We start from the raw sequence: 22246 nt of genomic DNA, 5'->3' as shown, positions 1-22246 counted from the left end.
AACATGCAAGAAGGAATTTCGGGTAAAATCGCTCATTTTTTCATCAATTCAAAACTGACCATTTTATTGATGATTGGTTTGATGATTATTGGAACATACAGTTCGTTTCTCATTCCGCGTGAGGAAGAACCGCAAATTAACGTGCCCATGGCCGATGTGATGGTGGGCTACCCTGGGGCTAACCCAAGCGAGGTTGAAAACCGTGTGGTGAAGCCTTTGGAAAAAATTATAAGCAACATTAAAGGCGTTGAGCACGTACATAGTATGGCCATGAACGGTCAAGCGGTCATTATCGTTCAGTTTTATGTGGGCGAAGATACTGAGCGTTCGTATGTAAAACTGTACGATGAGCTAATGAAACATGAAAACATGTTTCCGCAGGGGGTTTATAAACCTATTGTAAAAACACGCTCTATTGATGATGTACCCATGTTGGGGCTTACCCTTTGGAGCGAGCATTATGACGATTTCCAATTACGCCAAATGGCCGAAGAACTTACCTCTGAAATTGAAAAGGTTAAGGATGTGTCGATTACCAAAGTAATTGGTGGCAGAAACCGCGAGCTTAAAGTGGTTTTGGACAAAGACAAAATGGCTGGGAACAATGTAGATGCCCTTGGCATTATGCAAATGGTACAGGCCAACAACAGCAGTTCGCAATCGGGAAGTTTTGTGAATAACGATACCGAATATTTAATTACCACCGGACGCTTTTTAGAAACCAAAGAGGATGTTGAAAATTTGGTGGTAGGCGTTAATAAAAATATGCCCGTTTATTTAAAACAAGTGGCAAACATCGAGGACGGGCCCGCATCGGCAAAAAGTTATGTAGCGTTTGGATTCGGACAAACCCATGAGGCGTATAAAGATTTTAAATCGGAATACCCAGCGGTTACCATTTCTGTTTCAAAGGTAAAAGGGGCCGACGCGATGAAAATTTCCGAAAAGATAATTACCCATATCGACAAACTAAAATCGACCTTAATACCCAACGATGTGCATGTGGAAGTAACCAGGAATTATGGTGAAACCGCTTCCGATAAGGTGGGCGAACTTTTATTGCATTTAGGAGTGGCCATTTTAGCCGTTACCATATTGGTTATGTTGGCCATGGGTTGGCGCGGTGGTTTGGTGGTATTCTTCTCGGTGCCATTAACCTTTGCATTAACCTTATTTGCCTATTACATGCTAGGTTATACATTGAACAGGATTACCCTTTTTGCATTGGTATTTGTGGTAGGTATAGTGGTTGACGACAGTATTATCATTGCCGAAAACATGCACCGCCATTTTAAAATGAAGCGTTTACCATTTAAACAAGCCGCCATTTATGCCATAAACGAAGTAGGCAACCCCACCATATTAGCAACATTTACGGTAATTGCCGCCATTTTGCCCATGGCGTTTGTATCGGGCATGATGGGGCCTTATATGAGCCCAATGCCCATTGGCGCTTCCATTGCCATGATTTTATCGCTATTTGTGGCATTAACGGTTACGCCCTATTTAGGCTATCATTTATTACAGGAAAAAGATGAACAGGCACATAAAGAAGAAGCCGGTTTAGAAACGAGCCGTATTTACAAAATATACAAAAAAGTGGAGCAACCGTTTTTGGATAACCCTAAAAAACGAAACCTCATGTTTGTTGTTACCATCCTATTGCTTTTAGGGTCGGTCGTGATGTTTTTTACCAAATCGGTGGCCGTAAAAATGTTGCCATTTGATAATAAAAATGAATTTCAAGTGGTAATAGATATGCCCGAAGGCACCACGCTGGAAAGAACTGCCATGGTAACCCAAGAGATTGCCCAATATTTAAAAACGGTTCCCGAAGTGGTCGATTACCAAAACTACATTGGTGCCTCTGCCCCCATTACGTTTAATGGTTTGGTAAGGCATTATGATATGCGCGGTGGCAGCAATATGGCCGATATTCAAGTAAACTTGCTTCACAAAGAAAACAGGGACTTACAGAGCCATGATATTGCCAAAATAGTGCGTCCTAACATTCAAAAAATAGCCAAAAAATTCAACGCTAATGTAAAAATTGTTGAAGTACCACCAGGGCCACCTGTACTTTCTACCCTTGTGGCCGAAGTTTATGGCCCAAACTACGACGAGCAAATTAAGGTTGCCAACCAAGTGAAGCACATTTTGGAAAACACGGTGGATGTGGTTGATGCCGATTGGATGGTTGAAGCAGACCAGGTGGAATACCGTTTGGAAGTTGATAAAGAAAAAGCGATGCTTAACGGCATTGCCCCACAACAAATAGTGGGGAATTTAACCTATTTGTTGCAAGAATATCCCATTGCCAATTTATACGATGAAACTTCAAACGATAATGTAAGCATCGTGCTGTCGCTAGACGATAAGGATAAAACATCGCTTCAAGACATTCAAAATTTAAAAATTAAGGGAAGCCGGGGCAACGTGATTCCTGTAAACGATTTAGTTTCGGTTAAAAAAGAAACACTCGATCATAATATATACAGAAAAGACCAAAAACGGGTGGTATATGTGTTGGCAGATATGGCTGGCGAACTTGAAAGTCCGGTGTATGCCATTTTAGGAATGAACGAAAAACTCCAAAAAATAGAACTTCCAAAAGGCTACAAAATAAATGAACTATACATTGGTTCACCAAGTGAAGAAACCGATTTTACCGTAAAATGGGATGGCGAATGGCAAATAACCTTGGAAGTGTTCCGCGATTTGGGAACGGCCTTTTTAGTGGTTATCGTTATTATCTATATGCTTATTGTTGGCTGGTTCCAAAACTTCAAAACCCCGTTGGTTATGATGGTTGCCATACCACTATCACTCGTTGGTATTGTACTGGGACACTGGATGTTGGGCGCATTTTTTACCGCCACCTCCTTTATTGGCATGATTGCCCTAGCGGGCGTGATGGTAAGAAATTCGGTGCTTTTAATAGACTTTATTGAAATACGTTTAAATGACGGCATTCCATTAAAACAAGCCATTATTGATGCGGGAGCGGTTCGAACAACCCCCATTTTATTAACTACGGGTGCCGTTGTTATTGGAGCATCCATCATTTTGTTCGATCCCATTTTCCAAGGATTGGCCATTTCGCTGGTGGCAGGTGCCATCGTTTCAACCTTATTAACGCTTATTGTGGTGCCATTGATTTATTACATCACCGAACGCAAAAAATGGGAAACCACCACGACCCCTTCCAAAGAAGAGGAAGATGAAACCACTAAACTATAATACAATACTATGAAATTAGTCATTATTACTGCCATAAAAGAATTTGAAAAGGACATCAAATTACATCTAAAAAAAGCCGAAGTAAAAACATTTTCATTTCGAGAAGTTACCGGATATAGGGATAGTACCGAAGATGCCGTAGAATCGAACTGGTTTTCAAGTGAAATGAACCAAACGGAATCCATTCTATTTTATGCCTTTGTGAAAAATGAAACTGTTGATGCCTTGTTTAATGAAATAAACGATTTCAACAAAAAACAAAAAACCCTATCGCACATCCATATTGCGGTAATGAACATTGAAAAATCAAACTAAAATAAATAACCATGAAAAACAGAATTGTACGCGCAGTTGCAGGCACATTTATACTTATAAGCTTGCTACTTGCTATTTATGTAAACATTAATTGGCTTTGGTTTACCGCTTTTGTGGGTGCCAATTTATTACAATCGTCCATCACCAAATGGTGCTTAATGGATACTATTTTAGCAAAATTGGGGGTTAAGGATTAAACGAACGCACACGGATTTTTTTGGGAATGTTGCACATAATACTTTGAGTGGTTTTTCATAAAAAATCATGGCATAGCAATAAAAATCCGTGTTAAATCTTTAATTTACTACCAAGCTACGCCATATTCACTCCAAACAAGTAGCCTATTAAAGCCGTAATGCCCATTGCAATGGTACCCCAAAACGTAATGCGCAATATGGCTTTTTTAATATTGGAACCACCTGCTTTTGCAGCCGTAACGCCTAAAACAACTAAAAAAAGTGTTGCAAAAATGTACTGTATATAAACCATTTGCTTAACGGGCGCAACCAACGCAACGATAACAGGCAAAATGCCACCAAACAAAAATGCTCCGCCAGAAGCTAAAGCAGCTTGTAATGGTTTTGCTTGCGTAATTTCATTTATGCCAAGTTCGTCGCGGGCATGAGCACCTAAAGCATCATGGGCTGTTAGTTGTTCGGCAACTTTAAGAGACAATACTCTATCCAAACCGCGTTGTTCATAAATTTCTGCCAATTCGGTTAACTCATGTTCAGGTGAATCTTTTAGTTCCTTTATTTCCCTTTGAAGATCGGCATGCTCGACATCCGATTGCGAACTAACCGAAACATATTCCCCAGCCGCCATGGATAATGCACCGGCCACCAAACCTGCAACGCCCGCGAGCACAATGGGCTCGCGTGTATGGCTAGCAGCCGCAACACCAATTATAACACTTGCTGTTGACAAAATACCATCGTTGGCACCTAATATGGCCGCTCTTAACCAACCGCTTCTATGTATGTAATGTCCTTCTAATTCCAAAATAATCACTTTTTTATACTATTTTCCTTAGTAAATGTAAACATTTTCAGTAGATAATGTTTATTCAAGCCTATCCAAAACTGCCTATTTTTACCTAGTCTTAATAATATAATTACCTACCAGTACCTACTAGTTGTTTTTTTTATTATATTTGCATGCATTATGATTAGTATTCAGCAAAAGACAGGCACCCCTAAATACAAGCAAATTATTGCTTCTATTGAAAATGCTATTGTTTCGGGAACTTTAAAAAAAGGCGATGCGCTACCTTCTATAAATAGTGTAAGTATGGCCCACAAACTTTCAAGGGATACTGTATTAATGGCCTTCAACGAGTTAAAAACCAGGGGTATCGTTCAATCGATAGTTGGTAAGGGTTATTATGTTTTGAATGACCAGGTTGATGTAACGCAAAAAATTTTCTTGTTGTTTGATGAACTCAATTCATTTAAGGAAGATTTATACAGTTCATTTTTAAAACATTTAGATAAAAACATACGGGTCGATACTTTTTTCCATCATTTTAATTATGATATGTTTAGTAAGCTAATCCATGAAAACAGAGGGGCTTACAACCAGTACATCATCATGCCTGCCAACTTAAAGAACACGCACGTTGCAATAGACAGTTTGCCCAAGGAAAGGGTTTACATACTAGACCAAATGCACAGCGAATTATTAAAATATCCCGCCGTTTATCAAAATTTCGAGAAGGATATTATTTCCAACCTTAACAAAGCGCTCCCGCTAATAAAAAAATACAATAGGATCATATTGCTTTTTGATGAGAGCAGACAGCCTGAAGGCATGCGCATTGGTTTTGAAAAATTTTGTATATCGAACGTTTTGGAACATGCTGTAATAGCTTCCTTAGAAAACCTACCGCTTGCAAAAGGCGACGTATTTATAATTCCAGATGATAAAAACCTGTTAAGGATTATCAAAAAAATTAAAGAGAAAAATTTAGTACTTTCACAAGATATAGGCATCATTTCATACAACGACACCTTGCTCAAGGAACTCGTTGAAGGCGGAATCACTACCATTTCAACCGATTTCAATAAAATGGGCGAACAATTAGCAAACATGATAAACACTAAAGAACAAGTAAAAATAGAAAATAGCAACGCGCTCATTTTGCGGAATTCGCTATAAAACAATTAAAAAAACAACCATGAATGTAGCATTAATCAACACTGTAAAAGAAAGTTTCATTAACAAATTCCAAACTGAACCGATGCTGATTTTTTCTCCGGGAAGAATCAATATTATAGGCGAACATACCGATTATAACGATGGTTTCGTGTTCCCAGCCGCCGTAAATAAAGGCATCATTGCCGCTATACAAAAAAGCGATTCCAACACCTCAAAGGCCTTTGCGGTGGACAAACAAGAGGTGGTTGAGTTTAACCTAAACAACCTAAAACCCATGGCACAAGGCAGTTGGCAAAATTATATTTTGGGCGTTATTGCTGAAATCCAGAACCGGAGCAAAACCATTGGAAATTTCAACATCGCTTTTGGGGGCGATATTCCGGGGGGTGCGGGCATGTCATCTTCCGCAGCTCTGGAAAACAGCGTGGTGTATGGGTTAAATGAACTCTTCAAGTTGGATTTATCGAAACACGACATGATTTTAATTTCACAAAAGGCCGAACATAATTACGTGGGCGTGAAATGTGGCATCATGGACCAATATGCTAGCATGTTCGGTATCGAAAACCATGCGTTATTGCTGGATTGCCGTACTGTAACATCGACTCCTTTTGAAATAAATTTTAAAGACCACGAACTTATTTTAATCAATACCAACGTAAAGCACAGTTTATCGGATAGCGCGTATAACGATAGACGTTCGGTTTGCGAATCCATTTCTGAAATGCTGAAAGTGAAGGCATTGCGCGACGCCACCGAATTTGATTTACAAGGCATAAAGGATAAAATTACACCCGAGAATTACCAAAAAGCCCTATTCGTAATTCAGGAAAACAACCGTGCGGTTCGCGCTTCACAGGCAATGAAAGCAGATGATTTGGAAACGCTCGGGAAATTGATTTATGCATCGCATGATGGTTTGCAAAACCAATACAAAGTAAGTTGCGAGGAACTGGATTTTCTAGTAGAACAAGCCAGATTGAACGGTCATGTTTTGGGCGCCCGCATGATGGGTGGCGGTTTTGGCGGTTGTACCATTAACTTAGTGGCCAAAAATGAAGCCGAATCATTCAAAGCAAGCGCTTCCAAAGCCTATAAAGAGAAATTCAACAAAGATTGTTCTATTTATGCGGTAGAACTTTCCAACGGAACGCATGTTATCAATTAATTAATCATCGAAGAAAATGAATACCGATTTACAAGATTTTTCACATAAACGTTACAATATCCTAACAGGCGAATGGATTTTAGTTTCACCCCATCGTGCAAAACGCCCATGGCAGGGTCAAAATGAGGATATTTCCACGGAAAAAAGACCGTCGCATGACCCAAGCTGTTATTTATGTGCTGGAAATAAACGCATTAACGGTGAAACAAACCCCGATTATAAAGATGTGTTTGTGTTTACAAACGATTTTGCCGCCCTTCAAAACGATTCCAAAGCCTTTAAGGTGGAGGATGGTTTATTGAAAGCGCAAAGTGAAACCGGCATTTGTAAGGTGATTTGCTTTAGCCCCGACCACTCTAAAAGTCTAGCGGACATGACTCCGGCAGAGATTGAAAAAGTGGTTTTCGCATGGCAAAAGGAATACAAAGAACTTGGCGATATCGACACCATCAATTATGTTCAAATTTTTGAAAACAAAGGCGCCGTAATGGGTTGTAGCAATCCGCATCCGCACGGACAAATTTGGAGCCAATCGACCCTTCCCAATGAAGTGGACAAAAAAGACAAGCAACAACTTGCCTATTATTCCAAAAACAAAAAAAGTCTATTAGGCGACTATCTTTCACAGGAACTTGAAAAGCAAGAACGTATTGTTTTTGAAAACGGATCGTTTGTGGTTTTGGTACCTTTTTGGGCGGTATGGCCTTTTGAAACCATGATCGTTCCCAAAAGGACGCAAGCAAGTATTTTGGACATGCTTCCAAACGAAACCCTGCAATTCGCCGAGGCCATTGCAGCCATAACAAAGGCTTACGATAAATTATTCAACACGTCGTTTCCGTATTCGAGCGGTATCCACCAAGCACCAACTGATGGTAATGAAAATAAACACTGGCATTGGCACATGAGTTTCTATCCACCGTTATTGCGAAGTGCAACCGTTAAAAAGTTTATGGTTGGCTATGAAATGTTCGGTTCGCCACAGCGTGATATAACTGCCGAAATTGCCGCAAAACGATTGCAAGAGCTTATTTGAGTTTTCTGAAATTATACGGATTCAAATCAAGAAGGAGCAAAACCTTAAGTTATAATGTCAATACCATAAAACGGTTTGCGTTACAACCTAAGGTTTTTTATTTTAAGTGCTTTTTTACTTAAAACTGAAACCCACAATAATAACGACAAAAAAAATCCCAGGACAAAGCCCGGGATTACGGTTCGTTCAAAACAATCTATAATTTTTAATTTTTCATTATTAATTATTCATTGTTAACTATTCATTATTAATTACCCCTCTGGGTGCATAAAACGTTGTTTGGCCAACAGTTCTTCCTCTGTTTCCACATGGTTATCATCTGGCACACAACAATCTACTGGGCAAACCGCAGCACATTGGGGCTCGTCGTGAAACCCTTTACATTCGGTACATTTATCGGGAACAATATAATAATATTCGTCACTTATAGGCTCTTGGGCTTCGTCGGCATCCACTTCGTTTCCATTGGTTAGCACCACTTTGCCTTTTAAACTAGTGCCATCCTTGTAGCGCCAATCATCGGCCCCTTCGTATATTGCTGTGTTGGGGCACTCAGGTTCGCAAGCACCACAATTTATACATTCATCTGTTATAATTATTGCCATAGCGTTTTTTCTTTCTAAATTTGTAATCGCAAAAATAACGCCAAAACTATTCATATCCAAATCGCGCATGCAATTAGAGCAAAGAATTAACGCTTTTGTAAAATTAGGGGCCTTTTTAAGTCAATTTACCAATGAGGAAATCCAAAAAAATGACCAAGTTGAACACAACGCCATTTTTTTTGAAGGCTTCAAGCACCAATTAAAGTTGGCCGAAGAACACAACGGATGGTTTACCCCAGAAAACATGCAGTTTGCTATTTCAGGTTGGGCCGAATCGTTAACAGAACCTAATTTAAGAACATGGTTAAAGCCCTATAACATTGCTATTCCAATACCAAAACAAGTTGTGATTATTATGGCTGGAAACATTCCGCTTGTGGGTTTCCACGATTTTTTGGCAGTGCTCATTTGCGGCCATAAGGTATTGGTAAAACAGTCGTCCAACGACAAGCAACTACTGCCCTATTTAGCCAAATATTTAGAGTATGTTGAACCCGAATTTAAAGGAAAAATAGCGTTTACCGAAGAAAAAGTAAGCACGTTTGATGCCGTTATCGCCACAGGAAGCAACAATACAGCGCGTTATTTTGAATATTATTTTAAAGACAAACCCTCCATTATTAGAAAAAACCGAAACTCGGTAGCCGTTTTAACGGGCCATGAAACCGATGCGGAACTCGTAAACCTATCAGAAGATATTTTTAGATATTACGGCCTAGGGTGTAGAAATGTTTCCAAACTGTTCGTACCAAAAAACTACAATTTTGATGCGTTTTTTAAGGCCATGTACCACTGGCATCCTATTATTGAAAAGGCCAAATATGCAAATAATTACGATTACAACAAGGCCGTTTATTTAATGAGTGAGTTCGATATGCTCGAAAACGGGTTTTTGATGATTAAAGAAGACCCCAGTTACGCATCGCCCATTGCCACCGTGTTTTATGAATATTATGATGACCCAACACAACTTCAGCAAAAATTAGAAGCCGATAGAAACTTCATCCAATGCATCGTCTCCAAAGGTTTTACAAAAAATGAAATCCCATTCGGTGCCACTCAAAAACCATATCTTTGGGATTATGCGGATAGTGTCGATTCTATTGAATTTTTATTAGCAATTTGACAAAATTATTATTGAATTTTTACTATAAAATTTCTAATTAATTAGCAACTTTGCACCTTAAAATTCTACAACAAAAATGAAGAAACACAACTTTAGTGCAGGACCCAGTATTTTACCACAAGAAGTACTACTTAAATCATCTCATGCCGTAATAGATTTTAATAATGAAGGCCTATCCATATTAGAGATTTCACATAGAAGCAAATCGTTTATTGATGTTATGGAAAAAGCCAGGGCACTGGTTTTAGAGCTTCTAGGTTTAGAGGGCAAAGGCTACAAAGCCTTGTTTTTACAAGGTGGTGCCAGTACACAGTTTTTAATGGTGGCATTAAATCTTTTAGAAAAAAGAGCTGGCTATTTAAACACGGGCACCTGGAGCAAAAAAGCCATCAAGGAGGCCAAAATGCTTGACGATATTTATGAAGTAGCTTCTTCTGAAGCTGCCAACTTCAACTACATTCCAAAGGGTTATGAAATTCCAGAGGATTATGATTATTTCCATTGCACATCAAACAATACCATTTTTGGAACCCAAATAAAAACATTCCCAGACTCGCCCATTCCCATGGTTTGCGATATGAGTAGCGATATATTCTCACGAGTATTGGATTTCTCGAAATTCGATTTAATTTACGCCGGCGCACAAAAAAACATGGGGCCAGCAGGCACAACGCTTGTGGTGGTTAAGGAAGCTATTTTAGGAAAAGTATCCCGAAAAATCCCATCCATCATGGATTATAAATTGCATATCGAGAATGGCAGCATGTACAACACACCGCCCGTATTTGCCGTTTATACCTCCATGCTAACCCTAGAATGGATTAAAAAATTAGGCGGCATCAAAGCACTTGAGGAACTAAACAACAAAAAAGCAAGTGTGATGTATTCTGAAATAGATTTAAACCCATTATTCAACGGTTTTGCCAGTAAAGAAGATCGCTCTATCATGAATGCAACCTTCACCCTAGAAAATGAAAATTTAAAAGAAACCTTCGAAACAATGCTTAAAGAAGCGGGCATTAGCGGTTTAGGTGGCCATAGAAGTGTTGGGGGTTATAGGGCATCCATGTACAATGCCTTACCCATTGAAAGTGTAAAGGCACTGGTAGAAGTAATGAGTGAACTGGAAAGCAAAGCATAAAAATAGCAGTAAGCCAAAACAGTTTTCAGTGCTTACAAAGCATTATCATTTTTTCGCTTTCGCGGAAATAAAAAAATAAAATTAATCTAAAGTAAAAAAGATGACGTTTCTTGAAACTTTCAACTTTTAACCTTTAACCTTTAACTTAAAAAATGAAAATATTAGCAAACGACGGTATTTCAAAAAGCGGAAAAGAGGCACTCGAAAATGGAGGATTTGAGGTAATCACAACCACTGTTGCCCAAGAGCAGTTGGCAAATTATATCAACGAAAAACAAATTGACGTTTTATTGGTTCGAAGCGCAACCACCGTTCGTAAAGACCTTATTGATGCATGCCCAAGCATCAAGATTGTGGGTCGTGGCGGCGTTGGCATGGATAATATTGATGTCGATTATGCAAAAGCAAAAGGCATTCACGTTATCAATACACCCGCATCTTCATCACATTCTGTTGCAGAATTAGTGTTTGGCCATTTTTACGGATTGGCTCGATTTTTACACAATTCAAACAGAGACATGCCTTTAGAAGGTGACGCTAACTTTGGAAAACTAAAAAAAGCTTATGCCAAAGGTGTAGAACTTAAAGGCAAAACCTTAGGTGTTTTAGGATTTGGTAGAATTGGACAAGCAACTGCAAAAGTAGCCCTAGGTGCTGGTATGAAAGTAATTGCATTTGACCCATTTATTGAAAAAGCCAACTTGGAATTAGACTTTTTTGACGGCCAGAAAGTAAGCTTTGATATTAAAACCATTTCCAAGGAAGACGTTTTAAAACAAGCCGATTTTATCACCTTGCACGTACCTGCACAAAAAGACTATGTAATTGGTGCCCCAGAATTTGAAATCATGAAAAATGGCGTGTTTATAGCTAATGCGGCGCGAGGTGGTGTGGTTGACGAGGCGGCTTTAGTGGCTGCCATACAAAGCGGAAAAGTTGCAGGCGCAGCATTGGATGTTTTTGAAAACGAACCAAAACCAGAAATCCAATTATTAATGAACGCCGGTTTATCGTTAACTCCCCATATTGGTGCCGCCACCGAAGAGGCCCAGGATAGAATTGGCACCGAATTGGCAGCTCAAATTATAAGCCTCTTAAAATAAGGCACTAAAACTTGTGACCTAAACGACAAAATGGAGTCCTAACTTAAATGGTTAGGACTTTTTTTGTACATTGAACCGCAAAACTGTAACTATCAAGGTTCTGTGTTCAAACAAAGGCCTTATAACATTGTAATTATTAAATCTTAAACATAACCAATCATGTCAGGAATTTTAGACTTATTAAACAGTGATCTTGGAAAAACCATCATTAATGGTGTTGCCGGACAAACCAAACAACCTCAAAGTAAAACCCAAGATGTTTTAACAATGGCGTTGCCCGTTTTAATGCAAGCCATGAAACGTAACGCCGCAACACCGCAAGGCGCCGAAGGCTTATTAAATGCATTAAACAACAAACACGACGGCAGCCTATTGGAAAACTTGGGCGGGTTATTCAGTGGTGGTGTAGATGCCAGCGTTCTTGAAGATGGTAGCAAAATTTTGGGTCACGTTTTAGGAAACAAACAACAGGCCGTTGAAAGCACTTTGGGTGCAAAAGCAGGTTTAGATGCCAATTCGGTAGCCCAGATCCTTAAAGTGGCGGCGCCTATTTTAATGGGTGTATTGGGCAATCAGGCAAAACAGCAAAATGTAAGCAACCCTAGTGGCTTAGAAGGTCTTTTAGGAGGGTTGCTTGGAGGCAGTTCCGCTAAAAACGAACAGAGCTTTTTAGAATCCATTCTGGATGCCGACGGCGATGGCAGCGTTATCGACGATGTGGCAGGTATGGTTTTGGGTGGCAACAAAAAACAAGGAGGTCTTGGAGGTTTGTTGGGCGGACTCTTCGGAAAAAGATAATCGAATTATCTTATTAAAAATAGCAAACGTCAAACGCATTAGTTTGGCGTTTTTTTTTAAACAAGTTCAAAACCACGTAAATATGGATGATTTTTTGTAAATTTAAGTTCACTTAAAACTCTGTGAAAAAGCTACGTTACGCAATTAAACGCTTGGTTTCATCGAAGTCGCTTTTATTGACACACCGTTGCAACCTACATTTACAAAAAATTAGAACTAATGAAAACAATTCTATCCATTTTACTACTTAGCATATTTGCAATAAGCTGCAACACCGTTAAAAACAGCACCTCCAATAACGATGAAGCACTAGAAAGCCTAAAACTAAACGATACCGTAAGCATTTCAAATGATGCTTTAGAATACGAAATCATTATCATTGAACCGGGTTTTAATTTCTGGCTAGCAAGTACAGCAAAACCCGAAGGCTATTATTCACAGCAATTCTTGGAAAGCAGAAACTTGATTTATGTAAATGAATGGAACAGTCGTGTTATGCAACCACAACGTTACAACCCCAATTTATACGAAATGCAAATAGATTACCAACCCAATATCGATTATGGCTACGAGGTAAACTATAAACTATACAATTATTTTATTTATTTTCAGCTAACCTACAAACAACGTTTAGCCGGATTTGTTCCCAGAATTTAAACCTAAATTACTATTTTTGCACTTCAAATTATTTAAGTGGAAAAATTCAAGACCCATTGGGACATTCAACATAACTGGCAACTTATATTTCCCTTTTTTGGTGTAGTTGTTTTGCTGTATTCTTCTTTTAAATTAGCTTTTTTACTTCTAAAAGACCAACCAACCCTTTTTGTGGTGCTTTTAACTTTTCTTTTTTTTACCATACTTTTAAAATTTGTACTATTTCTTTTTAAAAGACTTGAAAATAAATGGAAACTAACCTATAAATGGGAAATGATACGCGTTTTTTTAGTATTTGCAATTACGGGTACCGCTTCCGTATTTGTAGGAAAACCTATTATAAAACTTTTGGGAATTACTAAAGAAAACCTAAACCCTGCGCTATATTGGATTTTATATATTATTATTGGCTTCATTTTCTATCAAATACTTTTGGTATGCATAGGATGGCTTTTAGGACAGTTTCGTTTTTTTTGGAATTTTGAAAAAAAAATGTTGCGCCGCATGGGCTTTAATAAGTTAATGGATTCGTGAAAAAACTAAAAGAACATATTTTTTACAAAATACTGGCGTTGGTTCTGGCCATGGTGCTATTGGTGCCTACGGCCGTAAAGTTTTCACATATTTTTGCACACCACAAACACGATATTTGTAAAGGTGAAAAGACGACGCACTTGCACGAAATTAATCCCGATTGTGATTTTTACAAGTTCAAACTAGCTCAGGTTTACACCTTTACGCTTTTTAATTTTGAGTTGTTTTCGGTTAAGGAAAACCATACTGCTACGGTTTCCAAATACCAATTTTTAAGCGAGTTCCAACAGTTACAAACGCTTCTTCGTGGACCTCCGCATTTAGTTTAAATACTTTACATACACTGAAAAATTCAGTATCAAAACAGTTTTAAACTAAAAAAAAATAACATGCGCATAGTATTAAATACGTTGCTATTACTAGCATTTACAAATCTATTTTCACAAAACAAGGTAGCGGGCACCGTTATCGATGCCAACACCAATCAACACCTACCTTACGCAAACATCTATTTTTCTGAAATTGAAAAAGGAACGTTTACCAATGAAAGCGGTCATTTTTCAATTGAAAATTTACCATCAGGAAACCATAAAATACTCGTTTCCTTGTTAGGTTATGAAACAAAATCTGTAAATATTACGCTTCCTACTTCAACAAAACTTACTATTTATTTAACCGCATCGGCCATTGAAATGGAAGCCGTTATAGTATCGACGCCGTTCCATAAACTTCAAAGTGAAAATGTGATGAAAGTGGAGCAAGAAACCGTTGCCAACATGAAAGTCAGTGGTGCGGTAAATTTGGCCGATGGCATAACCAATATTGCTGGTGTTGAAAGTGTTACCACAGGTTTAAGTATAGGAAAACCCGTAATTCGCGGTTTAAGCTCCAACCGTGTTTTGGTTTACACACAAGGCATCCGTTTAGAAAACCAACAATTTGGCGACGAACATGGCTTAGGCATTAGCGACTCTGGCATTGAAAGCATAGAGGTTATCAAAGGGCCGGCTTCCCTTCTTTACGGTAGTGATGCGCTGGGTGGTGTTTTATATTTGAATCCAGAAAAGTTCGCCCTAAACAACAGCTCCCATACCGATTTTGGCGGAAATTATTTCAGCAACACCCAAGGGTTCAATACCAATGTGGGCTATAAAACCTCTGGCGACCATTTTAAATTTCTCTTCAGAGTAAGTTTAGCTGAACACGCCGACTATAAAACGAACAGCTACCGCGTTACCAATACACGTTTTAGCGAACAGGATTTTAAGGCAGGCATCGGTTACCAAAAAGAAGGTTTCAAAACAGAGTTTCGGTATAATGTGAACAGTTCCAAATTAGGTATTCCAGAAGAAATTGGCGAACAATCAACCAACAAAGCGCCATTACTACCCTACCAAAACATTACAAATCATATATTTAGCTCAAAATCGAGCCTGTTTTTTGAAAAGTCGCGTTTAGATATCAATTTAGGCTACATCTATAATGATAGAAAAGAATTTGAAGAGCACCACCATGACGATGAAATCGAACATGAAGATGATGAAGTTTTAGAAGCAGCATTGCACATGAAACTGAAAACGGCCAATTACGATGTGAAATATAATTTACCAACCTTTGGGAAATTTGAAACCATTGTGGGCGTTCAAGGCATGAACCAAGTAAACAGCAATTACGGCGAAGAAGCATTAATACCAAATGCAACCACCAACGATTGGGGCATGCTGGCAACCTCGCACATCCATTTTGATAATGCCGATATACAACTAGGGGCCCGTTTTGACAACCGAACCATCGATATTGCGTCTGGCCTGCGCAAAAGCTTCAACAGTTTTAATGGTGCTTTAGGACTAAAAACCGATATTGCCAAAAATGTAACCGCACGCATCAATTTAGCAAGCGGTTTTAGGGCACCAAATTTATCTGAATTAACCTCTGATGGGTCGCATGAAGGCACCAATCGTTACGAAATTGGAAATATTGATTTAAAAAGCGAGCAGAATTTTCAAACCGACATCGCCTTGGAGTATAAAAACAAACATATCGAATTTTTTGCAAACGGGTTTTACAACGCCATCAACAATTATATTTTTTTATCGCCAAACGGCAACACCATAGATGATAATCCTGTATTTGTTTATCTACAAGATGATGCCAATTTATATGGTGGCGAAGTTGGTTTTCACTTACACCCCCACCCGCTGGATTTGTTGCATATTGAAAGTAGTTTTGAAACCGTTACCGGAAAACAAGCCAATGCCGGTTATTTGCCTTTAATTCCTGCCAATTCTTTAACCAATATTTTAAGAATTGAATTTGAAAAACCTTGGCTTAAAAAAGGCTATTCGTTTATAAAGTTAACCAGTACGTTTAATCAAACCAAGGTAAGCGCTTTTGAAACCCATACTGCCGGTTATAGTTTGTGGAGCGCTGGGTTGGGTGGCAGCTTTTCATTGTTTAAAAATGAGGCAACTTTTACGCTATCGGGCACGAACCTAACCAATAAAACCTACATCAGCCATTTATCGCGCTTAAAACCCGACGGTATTTTTAACATGGGTACCAATGTGATGTTAGGGCTTACCTATTCCTTGTAATTATTTGCAAGCATTATAAAAACACAAACGCAGTTGGGCGCAATTTGAGTTCCCGACTGCGCTTTTAAGAAAAAGCACTTTTATAACGTTATTTTTTGATGTTCACAACGCGCTCTTCTTTACTAAAAACATAGGTGTAAATCCACATAAGCGTAAAAGAAGGAATGAAGTCAAATCCGGGAAGGGCTTCTTCAATAAAAGTAAAAACACCAGCTATTTTGCCCATTTTCCCTTTATAAAGCCTGGTCATTAACCAGCCTGATAGTGGTGCCCAAACGATATCGGAAAACTCACCGATACCGGGAATTATAAATGACACGTAGCCTAGGGCATCAAATAAAATTCCTAAAAAAAGTTTTGTGTATTTGTTCATTAATTAATTTTTAAAACCCATAATAACAAGAAACATACCAAAATTAATTTTCGGTTAACCATAATCCGACTTATGGATAATTGAAAATGTAACCATGAAGGCAATATTGAAAATTCCGGAAGCAATCAGAAATGAAAACCTTGATGGAATTGGCTTGATTTTTTTTAAATCGAACCACGATTGTTAATTAAACTTTCAAATGCCTAAATATAAAGTTTAAAACCTATTTTACAATAAAAACCCTTCTTAATTGTACAGAACGGCTTAAAGTAGTATTTTCACGGCAATATTTTATAGCTATGATCCAAGCAACAAACATTCATAAATATTACGGCAATCTGCAAGTTTTAAAAGGCGTTGATATTCATATTAAAAAAGGCGAAGTGGTATCGATTGTAGGAGCGTCGGGTGCAGGAAAAACTACTTTGCTGCAAATTTTGGGCACTTTAGATAAGGCTTCCGACAAAGAAAAATACGATCTTACAATAAACAATATAAACATCCAATCCCTTAACGACAAAGCGTTGGCCAAGTTTAGAAATGAACATATTGGTTTTATTTTCCAATTCCATCAATTATTGCCCGAATTTACGGCCCTAGAAAACGTGTGCTTGCCAGCATTTATAAAAGGCACCAAAAAGGCCGATGCCGAAAAACGGGCGAAAGAACTTCTGGATTTTTTAGGTTTAACCCAACGCTACAACCACAAACCAAATGAGCTATCTGGCGGCGAACAACAGCGCGTTGCGGTAGCCAGGGCTTTAATTAACAACCCCGATTTAATCTTTGCCGATGAACCTTCGGGAAACCTGGATAGCGAATCGGCTGAAAATTTACACAGCCTGTTTTTTAAGTTGCGTAATGAATTTGGACAAACCTTTGTGATTGTAACCCATAACGAAGAGCTTGCCAATTTAGCCGACAGAAAACTGGTGATGGTTGATGGGAAAATAACCAACAATTAATCACTTCGTGCCAAAAAAACCAAAGGGTTTATTGAATTGTAAAAATCAAATTCAATAAACCCTTTTTCTACATAAAAAATGCCATACTACTTATATAACGGATAGGTAACCCCAAATATAGTGATGGTAGCATTGGTGTAATTTAATTTTATGTCTTTTATATTAGCCACATCTATATTGAGAATTCCCGAAGTTATGCTTCTAGGCAAAAGCACAAAATGCAAGGGTTCATCAATTGTTAGCGTATAATCAATATTTTTTGAGCTGGTACCCGATTGCGTACCATTTAACAAATATGCATCGTCCCAAATGTTCAAGGGCGTGTTGGCACCTGCAACCCAGGTTCTGGTAGAGTTTTCAGTATAGTTTATGGTCGCACCCGTTTTGGTGGTTATTTTTCCGTTTTCAATCGTAACGCTGTACACTAATTTGCCGTCTTCATTTTTTCCCAAATTCTTTGCCAGGTGCGTACCTTCAATTTTAAAGTCGCCTTCATAATAATTATCAAAGGTAGTGGTATGCTTGCTGTCTTTTTTTCCGTACCAATCTGTTGAAACAATGGTTACAATGCCTTTACGTGTAATGCCGTCTTTACACAATACACCCGATTGATAATTGATAGTGATGGTTTTAGGGAAAGTAGTAAGATCTAGCGGGGTAACCGTAATTACAGGGCCAACCACTTTGGTGTTGGATGCTTTGGAAGATGCGGCAGAGGTTTCGGCACTTAATACGGCATCGCCACTGTTGTTGCCTACATCTTGAAACACTTTATTTATGGTTACATATTCGGTTAAGGCTTCTATGGCTTCGGCAGAATTAACCTCGGTTTTTGGATCGCTTTCTTCACAGGCCATAACCAAAATGGCTAACAGGGGGGCAATAAATTTTCTCATAGGTATTCGTTTTTATTAATAGTTAAAAATAAAATTATCTTTCTTTTTTGAAGGTATTAACACATTGTTTTATGGACTAAATAACGGCAAAAATTTAGATTTTATTTTATTTTCACCCATAAAACTTACGGTTTAAAGTGTTTTTGAGTATTTTGTCGATAAAAATATTTTTTTTCAACCATTAACCATCCAATAATCTCATAAAAATTCATAGCAAAATGCCGTTTTAAATGGTACTTTTGTTTCATAAATTAACAACTGTTAAATTGACAAAAACCGAACTCAAAGATTTTCTTGATAGTAAAGTCCTTCAATACAACAACCCTGCCTTTATTGAAAGCGACCCCATTCAAATTCCGCATCAATTTACTGTAAAGGAAGATATCGAAATCGCAGGCTTTCTAACTGCTACCATTGCTTGGGGAAACCGCAAAAGCATCATTAAAAATGCAAAACATTTAATGAACTTATTGGATGATTCGCCTTTTGATTTTATAATGAACCATCAAGAAACAGACTTAGAAAAACTACACTCCTTTGTGCACCGCACCTTTAATGGCGATGATGCGTTACAATTTGTAAAGTCGTTACAACATATCTATAAAACCCATAATGGATTGGAAGCGGTTTTTGCCAAATATGCTAAAGGCAAAAGGCTCCAAAGCACCATTTCGCAATTCAAAACTACTTTTTTTGAAATTGAGCACCCTACCAGAACCCAAAAACACGTAAGCGATCCGTTAAAGAATTCGGCGGCGAAACGCATCAACATGTTTTTGCGTTGGATGGTAAGGAACGACCTTGCAGGCGTTGATTTTGGTATCTGGAACCAAGTATCACCTGCACAATTATCGTGTCCGTTAGACGTACATTCAGGAAATGTGGCCAGAAAGTTAGGATTGTTGAACCGAAAACAAAATGACGGGAAAGCACTATTGGAATTGGATACAGCATTAAGAAAATTGGATGCAAACGACCCCGTTAAGTATGATTTTGCGCTATTCGGACTGGGTGTTTTTGAAGGGTTTTAAGTTTGAACTGAAACATACAACCTACATTTTGAATCAAGAAATTTTAAATATCTTGGAAGTTTTCGCCGAAATCTGAAAATTTGTGGGTAATAAAACAATTTTTGATATTTGATATTTGATATTTGAACTTAAAACCTTCCTAAAAATGCACAATGAAAAACTAAAAAACTACCATATCATTTTAGCTTCGGGTTCCCCTAGAAGACAGGAATTTTTTAAAACCTTGGGACTAGACTTTGAAATTAGGTTGAAACCCGTAATAGAAGATTATCCCATTCGACTCAAACATTTTGAAATAAGCGATTATTTGGCGCAACTAAAAGCGTTGCCCTATAAAAAGGAGCTAAACGCCAACGACATCCTTATTACCAGCGATACCATTGTGTGGCATAACAACCAAGCTTTAGGAAAACCAAAAAATGAAGCCGATGCATTTCAAATGATAAAATCGTTAAGCAATACCACCCATGAGGTTATTACTTCGGTTTGTTTTACTACCAAAACTTTTGAAAAAACCCTAAATGCCGTTACCAAGGTTACTTTTAAAAATTTAACGGACGAAGAAATAAACTTCTACATAAAAACCTGTAAACCCTTCGATAAAGCAGGTGCTTACGGCATACAGGAATGGATTGGGCTTATTGGCGTTACCAAAATTGAAGGTTCTTATTTTAATGTTATGGGCTTGCCAACGCACCTGCTTTACAAAACCTTAAATGTTATTGTTAATGAATTGTGAAAACGCCGAATGAGGTAAAATAATGCTATTTTCTAATGTATCTTTGTCTATTACGCAACACAAATAAAATTTAACATGTTTTTTGAAAACTATAAAAGCGAATTAATCGCAACCGGCATTTTGCTTCTTGTTTTACTTATTATCCGGTTTATTTTAACCACCCTTATTACAAAAATATCGCGAAAACAGGGCATCAATCTAGCCCGTATTCACTTAATTAACAGGTATGTATCGGTTACTTTGTTTTTAATTGCCCTTATTATCATCCCTTTTATTTATGGCACAAAAGCAAGTGATTTAATCGTTCTTTTTTCTTCCGTTTTCGCTGTTATAGGCATTGGTTTATTCGCCATTTGGTCCATTTTAAGCAACATTACTTCTGGCATTATCATGTTTTTTTCCTTTCCATATAAAGTTGGCGACAAAATACAAATTCACGATAAAGATTTTCCTCTTGAAGGCATTATTGAAGATATTAGGGCCTTTCAACTGCATTTGCGCCTAGAAAATGGCGATTTAGTAACCTACCCAAACAATTTAATGCTTCAAAAAGCGGTTACACTCATTGAAAAAGATGCTATTTCAGATGATGACATTGCCAGTATTTGAACTATATTTATAACATGAGCAAAACAAGACCAAAAAAGTTTCACAAAAAACTGGGAAAATCGCCCGGTAGCGTTATTTATACGGGCAATAAACCTACTAAAAAACTATTTATTGAGGCCTTTGATTATACGAGCGAACAATGTATAGACAAAGAATTGAGCAATGTTGAAGAAGCTTTTAGTTTTATTGGTTCAGATTCGGTTACCTGGATAAACGTTAACGGGTTGAACCATGTTGAAGAAATTGAAAAATTAGGAAACCATTACGATCTGCACCCGCTGGTTTTAGAGGATATAGTTAGCATTTCCCAACGCCCCAAAATCGATGAGCACGAAGATTATTTATTTGTGGTGCTCAAAATGCTTCATACCGATGCAGATGATAGCATCGTTTCCGAACAGGTGAGTTTTGTATTGGGTAAAGGGTATGTTTTGTCGTTTCAAGAATCGGAAGGCGATGTTTTCGATACAGTACGCGAGCGCATCAGGCAAGGAAAAGGCAGAGTACGCACCATGCAGGCCGATTATTTGCTCTATATATTGATGGATGCCATTGTGGACCATTATTTTGTGATTATTGAAACTTTAGGTGATAAGATCGAGGATTTTGAAACCGCTATTTTCTCAGGAAACGTTAACCAATCCATCAATAAGGACATCCAGGATTTAAAAAGGGAAATCCTTAAAGTGCGTCGTGCTATTTACCCGCTTCGCGAAGTGGTTAGCCGTATCGAAAAACACGAAAGCACGCTCATCCTCAAAAAAACAAAAACCTTTTACCGCGATATTTACGACCATTTAATTCAAGTATCCGAAAACATCGATATTTACCGTGAAATGATTTGGAGCTTAATGGATATGTACATGACCACCATTAGCAATAAAATGAACGAAGTAATGAAAGTGCTTACCATTATGGCATCCATTTTCATCCCACTAACCTTTATTGCAGGTATTTATGGCATGAATTTCGATTACATCCCCGAACTTCATTACAAATACGCCTACCCCATTTTGTGGGGCGTAATGGTATTTATATTTTTAGGCATGCTCTATTATTTTAAGCGGAAGAAATGGCTGTAATGCGATTGTTGGGTTTTAATTTCAAATTACTTGTGTTGAAAAAATTAAACAAATTTTAAAAACTAACCCAAAACCCA

General features: G+C 38.0%; 23 protein-coding genes. 19 read left to right on the top strand and 4 right to left on the bottom strand.

The features are described from left to right. Positions 1 to 3: 3 nt before the first annotated feature. The 3 genes from GQO80_RS09190 to GQO80_RS09180 are packed head-to-tail and all read left to right on the top strand — an operon-like array spanning position 4 to position 3752. Positions 4 to 3240 (top strand): efflux RND transporter permease subunit, encoded by a 3237-nt coding sequence (locus tag GQO80_RS09190; protein ID WP_157208058.1) that lies wholly within the window; start codon positions 4 to 6, stop codon positions 3238 to 3240. 9 nt (positions 3241 to 3249) lie between these two features. Further along, positions 3250 to 3555 (top strand): hypothetical protein, encoded by a 306-nt coding sequence (locus GQO80_RS09185; protein ID WP_157208057.1) that lies wholly within the window; start codon positions 3250 to 3252, stop codon positions 3553 to 3555. Positions 3556 to 3566: 11 nt separating this feature from the next. Further along, positions 3567 to 3752, top strand: a complete 186-nt coding sequence (locus GQO80_RS09180) for a YgaP family membrane protein (RefSeq protein ID WP_157208056.1) — start codon at positions 3567 to 3569, stop codon at positions 3750 to 3752. Positions 3753 to 3867: 115 nt separating this feature from the next. Here the strand turns inward: GQO80_RS09180 and GQO80_RS09175 are convergent, their stop codons facing one another. Continuing rightward, a complete protein-coding gene (locus tag GQO80_RS09175; protein WP_157208055.1) occupies positions 3868 to 4557 on the bottom strand; it encodes a VIT1/CCC1 transporter family protein in 690 nt (229 codons plus the stop codon). Positions 4558 to 4719: 162 nt separating this feature from the next. Here GQO80_RS09175 and GQO80_RS09170 point away from each other — a divergent pair, with 162 nt between their 5' ends. From GQO80_RS09170 to GQO80_RS09160, 3 genes are read left to right on the top strand one after another with little or no spacing between them, the layout of a single operon-like run. Next, positions 4720 to 5712: a GntR family transcriptional regulator gene (locus tag GQO80_RS09170; RefSeq protein WP_157208054.1), complete on the top strand. Its 993-nt coding sequence runs from the start codon at positions 4720 to 4722 to the stop codon at positions 5710 to 5712. A gap of 19 nt (positions 5713 to 5731) precedes the next feature. Next, positions 5732 to 6880: a galactokinase gene (galK, locus tag GQO80_RS09165; protein ID WP_157208053.1), complete on the top strand. Its 1149-nt coding sequence runs from the start codon at positions 5732 to 5734 to the stop codon at positions 6878 to 6880. Positions 6881 to 6896: 16 nt separating this feature from the next. Continuing rightward, on the top strand, positions 6897 to 7916 hold the full coding sequence (locus tag GQO80_RS09160) for a UDP-glucose--hexose-1-phosphate uridylyltransferase (RefSeq protein ID WP_157208052.1): 1020 nt from the start codon (positions 6897 to 6899) through the stop codon (positions 7914 to 7916). A 251-nt stretch (positions 7917 to 8167) separates the two neighbouring features. Here GQO80_RS09160 and GQO80_RS09155 read toward each other — a convergent pair whose 3' ends face one another. Then, a complete protein-coding gene (locus GQO80_RS09155; RefSeq protein WP_157208051.1) occupies positions 8168 to 8521 on the bottom strand; it encodes a 4Fe-4S dicluster domain-containing protein in 354 nt (117 codons plus the stop codon). A 67-nt stretch (positions 8522 to 8588) separates the two neighbouring features. Between GQO80_RS09155 and GQO80_RS09150 the strand changes: the two genes are divergently transcribed. The 8 genes from GQO80_RS09150 to GQO80_RS09115 all read left to right on the top strand — a co-directional run bounded on the left by GQO80_RS09150 (position 8589) and on the right by GQO80_RS09115 (position 16474). Beyond that, a complete protein-coding gene (locus tag GQO80_RS09150) occupies positions 8589 to 9647 on the top strand; it encodes an acyl-CoA reductase (protein WP_157208050.1) in 1059 nt (352 codons plus the stop codon). A gap of 76 nt (positions 9648 to 9723) precedes the next feature. Beyond that, positions 9724 to 10788 carry a 3-phosphoserine/phosphohydroxythreonine transaminase gene (serC, locus tag GQO80_RS09145; RefSeq protein WP_157208049.1) on the top strand — a complete coding sequence of 355 codons (1065 nt, stop codon included), beginning with the start codon at positions 9724 to 9726 and terminating at the stop codon, positions 10786 to 10788. Between the two features lie 152 nt (positions 10789 to 10940). Next, a complete protein-coding gene (locus GQO80_RS09140; RefSeq protein WP_157208048.1) occupies positions 10941 to 11891 on the top strand; it encodes a D-2-hydroxyacid dehydrogenase in 951 nt (316 codons plus the stop codon). A 159-nt stretch (positions 11892 to 12050) separates the two neighbouring features. Then, positions 12051 to 12689 carry a DUF937 domain-containing protein gene (locus GQO80_RS09135; protein ID WP_157208047.1) on the top strand — a complete coding sequence of 213 codons (639 nt, stop codon included), beginning with the start codon at positions 12051 to 12053 and terminating at the stop codon, positions 12687 to 12689. Positions 12690 to 12908: 219 nt separating this feature from the next. Continuing rightward, complete coding sequence (locus GQO80_RS09130) at positions 12909 to 13346, top strand: DUF6146 family protein (RefSeq protein WP_157208046.1); 438 nt, start codon at positions 12909 to 12911, stop codon at positions 13344 to 13346. Positions 13347 to 13382: 36 nt separating this feature from the next. Next, positions 13383 to 13880 carry a DUF6787 family protein gene (locus GQO80_RS09125; protein WP_157208045.1) on the top strand — a complete coding sequence of 166 codons (498 nt, stop codon included), beginning with the start codon at positions 13383 to 13385 and terminating at the stop codon, positions 13878 to 13880. After that, positions 13877 to 14209 (top strand): hypothetical protein, encoded by a 333-nt coding sequence (locus GQO80_RS09120; RefSeq protein ID WP_157208044.1) that lies wholly within the window; start codon positions 13877 to 13879, stop codon positions 14207 to 14209. The genes GQO80_RS09125 and GQO80_RS09120 overlap by 4 nt, the downstream gene beginning before the upstream one ends. Positions 14210 to 14269: 60 nt before the next feature. Then, positions 14270 to 16474, top strand: a complete 2205-nt coding sequence (locus GQO80_RS09115; RefSeq protein ID WP_157208043.1) for a TonB-dependent receptor — start codon at positions 14270 to 14272, stop codon at positions 16472 to 16474. 88 nt (positions 16475 to 16562) lie between these two features. Here GQO80_RS09115 and GQO80_RS09110 read toward each other — a convergent pair whose 3' ends face one another. Continuing rightward, positions 16563 to 16847 (bottom strand): hypothetical protein, encoded by a 285-nt coding sequence (locus GQO80_RS09110; protein ID WP_157208042.1) that lies wholly within the window; start codon positions 16845 to 16847, stop codon positions 16563 to 16565. Positions 16848 to 17146: 299 nt separating this feature from the next. On the opposite strand from GQO80_RS09110, the gene GQO80_RS09105 reads away from it, so the two are divergent. Continuing rightward, positions 17147 to 17812 carry an ABC transporter ATP-binding protein gene (locus GQO80_RS09105; RefSeq protein WP_157208041.1) on the top strand — a complete coding sequence of 222 codons (666 nt, stop codon included), beginning with the start codon at positions 17147 to 17149 and terminating at the stop codon, positions 17810 to 17812. Positions 17813 to 17898: 86 nt separating this feature from the next. Here GQO80_RS09105 and GQO80_RS09100 read toward each other — a convergent pair whose 3' ends face one another. Beyond that, complete coding sequence (locus GQO80_RS09100) at positions 17899 to 18708, bottom strand: hypothetical protein (protein ID WP_157208040.1); 810 nt, start codon at positions 18706 to 18708, stop codon at positions 17899 to 17901. Positions 18709 to 18974: 266 nt separating this feature from the next. Here GQO80_RS09100 and GQO80_RS09095 point away from each other — a divergent pair, with 266 nt between their 5' ends. From GQO80_RS09095 to corA, 4 genes are all read left to right on the top strand, one after another. Further along, positions 18975 to 19739 (top strand): TIGR02757 family protein, encoded by a 765-nt coding sequence (locus GQO80_RS09095; protein ID WP_157208039.1) that lies wholly within the window; start codon positions 18975 to 18977, stop codon positions 19737 to 19739. Between the two features lie 145 nt (positions 19740 to 19884). Then, positions 19885 to 20478 carry a Maf-like protein gene (locus tag GQO80_RS09090; RefSeq protein WP_157208038.1) on the top strand — a complete coding sequence of 198 codons (594 nt, stop codon included), beginning with the start codon at positions 19885 to 19887 and terminating at the stop codon, positions 20476 to 20478. 75 nt (positions 20479 to 20553) lie between these two features. Next, positions 20554 to 21087 carry a mechanosensitive ion channel domain-containing protein gene (locus tag GQO80_RS09085; RefSeq protein ID WP_157208037.1) on the top strand — a complete coding sequence of 178 codons (534 nt, stop codon included), beginning with the start codon at positions 20554 to 20556 and terminating at the stop codon, positions 21085 to 21087. A gap of 14 nt (positions 21088 to 21101) precedes the next feature. Next, positions 21102 to 22169, top strand: coding sequence for a magnesium/cobalt transporter CorA (gene corA / locus GQO80_RS09080; protein WP_157208036.1), 1068 nt, complete (start codon positions 21102 to 21104; stop codon positions 22167 to 22169). Positions 22170 to 22246: the final 77 nt, after the last annotated feature.

Origin of the sequence: Mariniflexile maritimum (assembly GCF_009746565.1) — a bacterium.
GTDB classification, from domain to species: Bacteria; Bacteroidota; Bacteroidia; order Flavobacteriales; family Flavobacteriaceae; genus Mariniflexile; species Mariniflexile maritimum.
The sequence above is the reverse complement of the archived record's forward strand: the minus strand, read 5'-3'. Positions and strand labels throughout refer to the sequence as shown.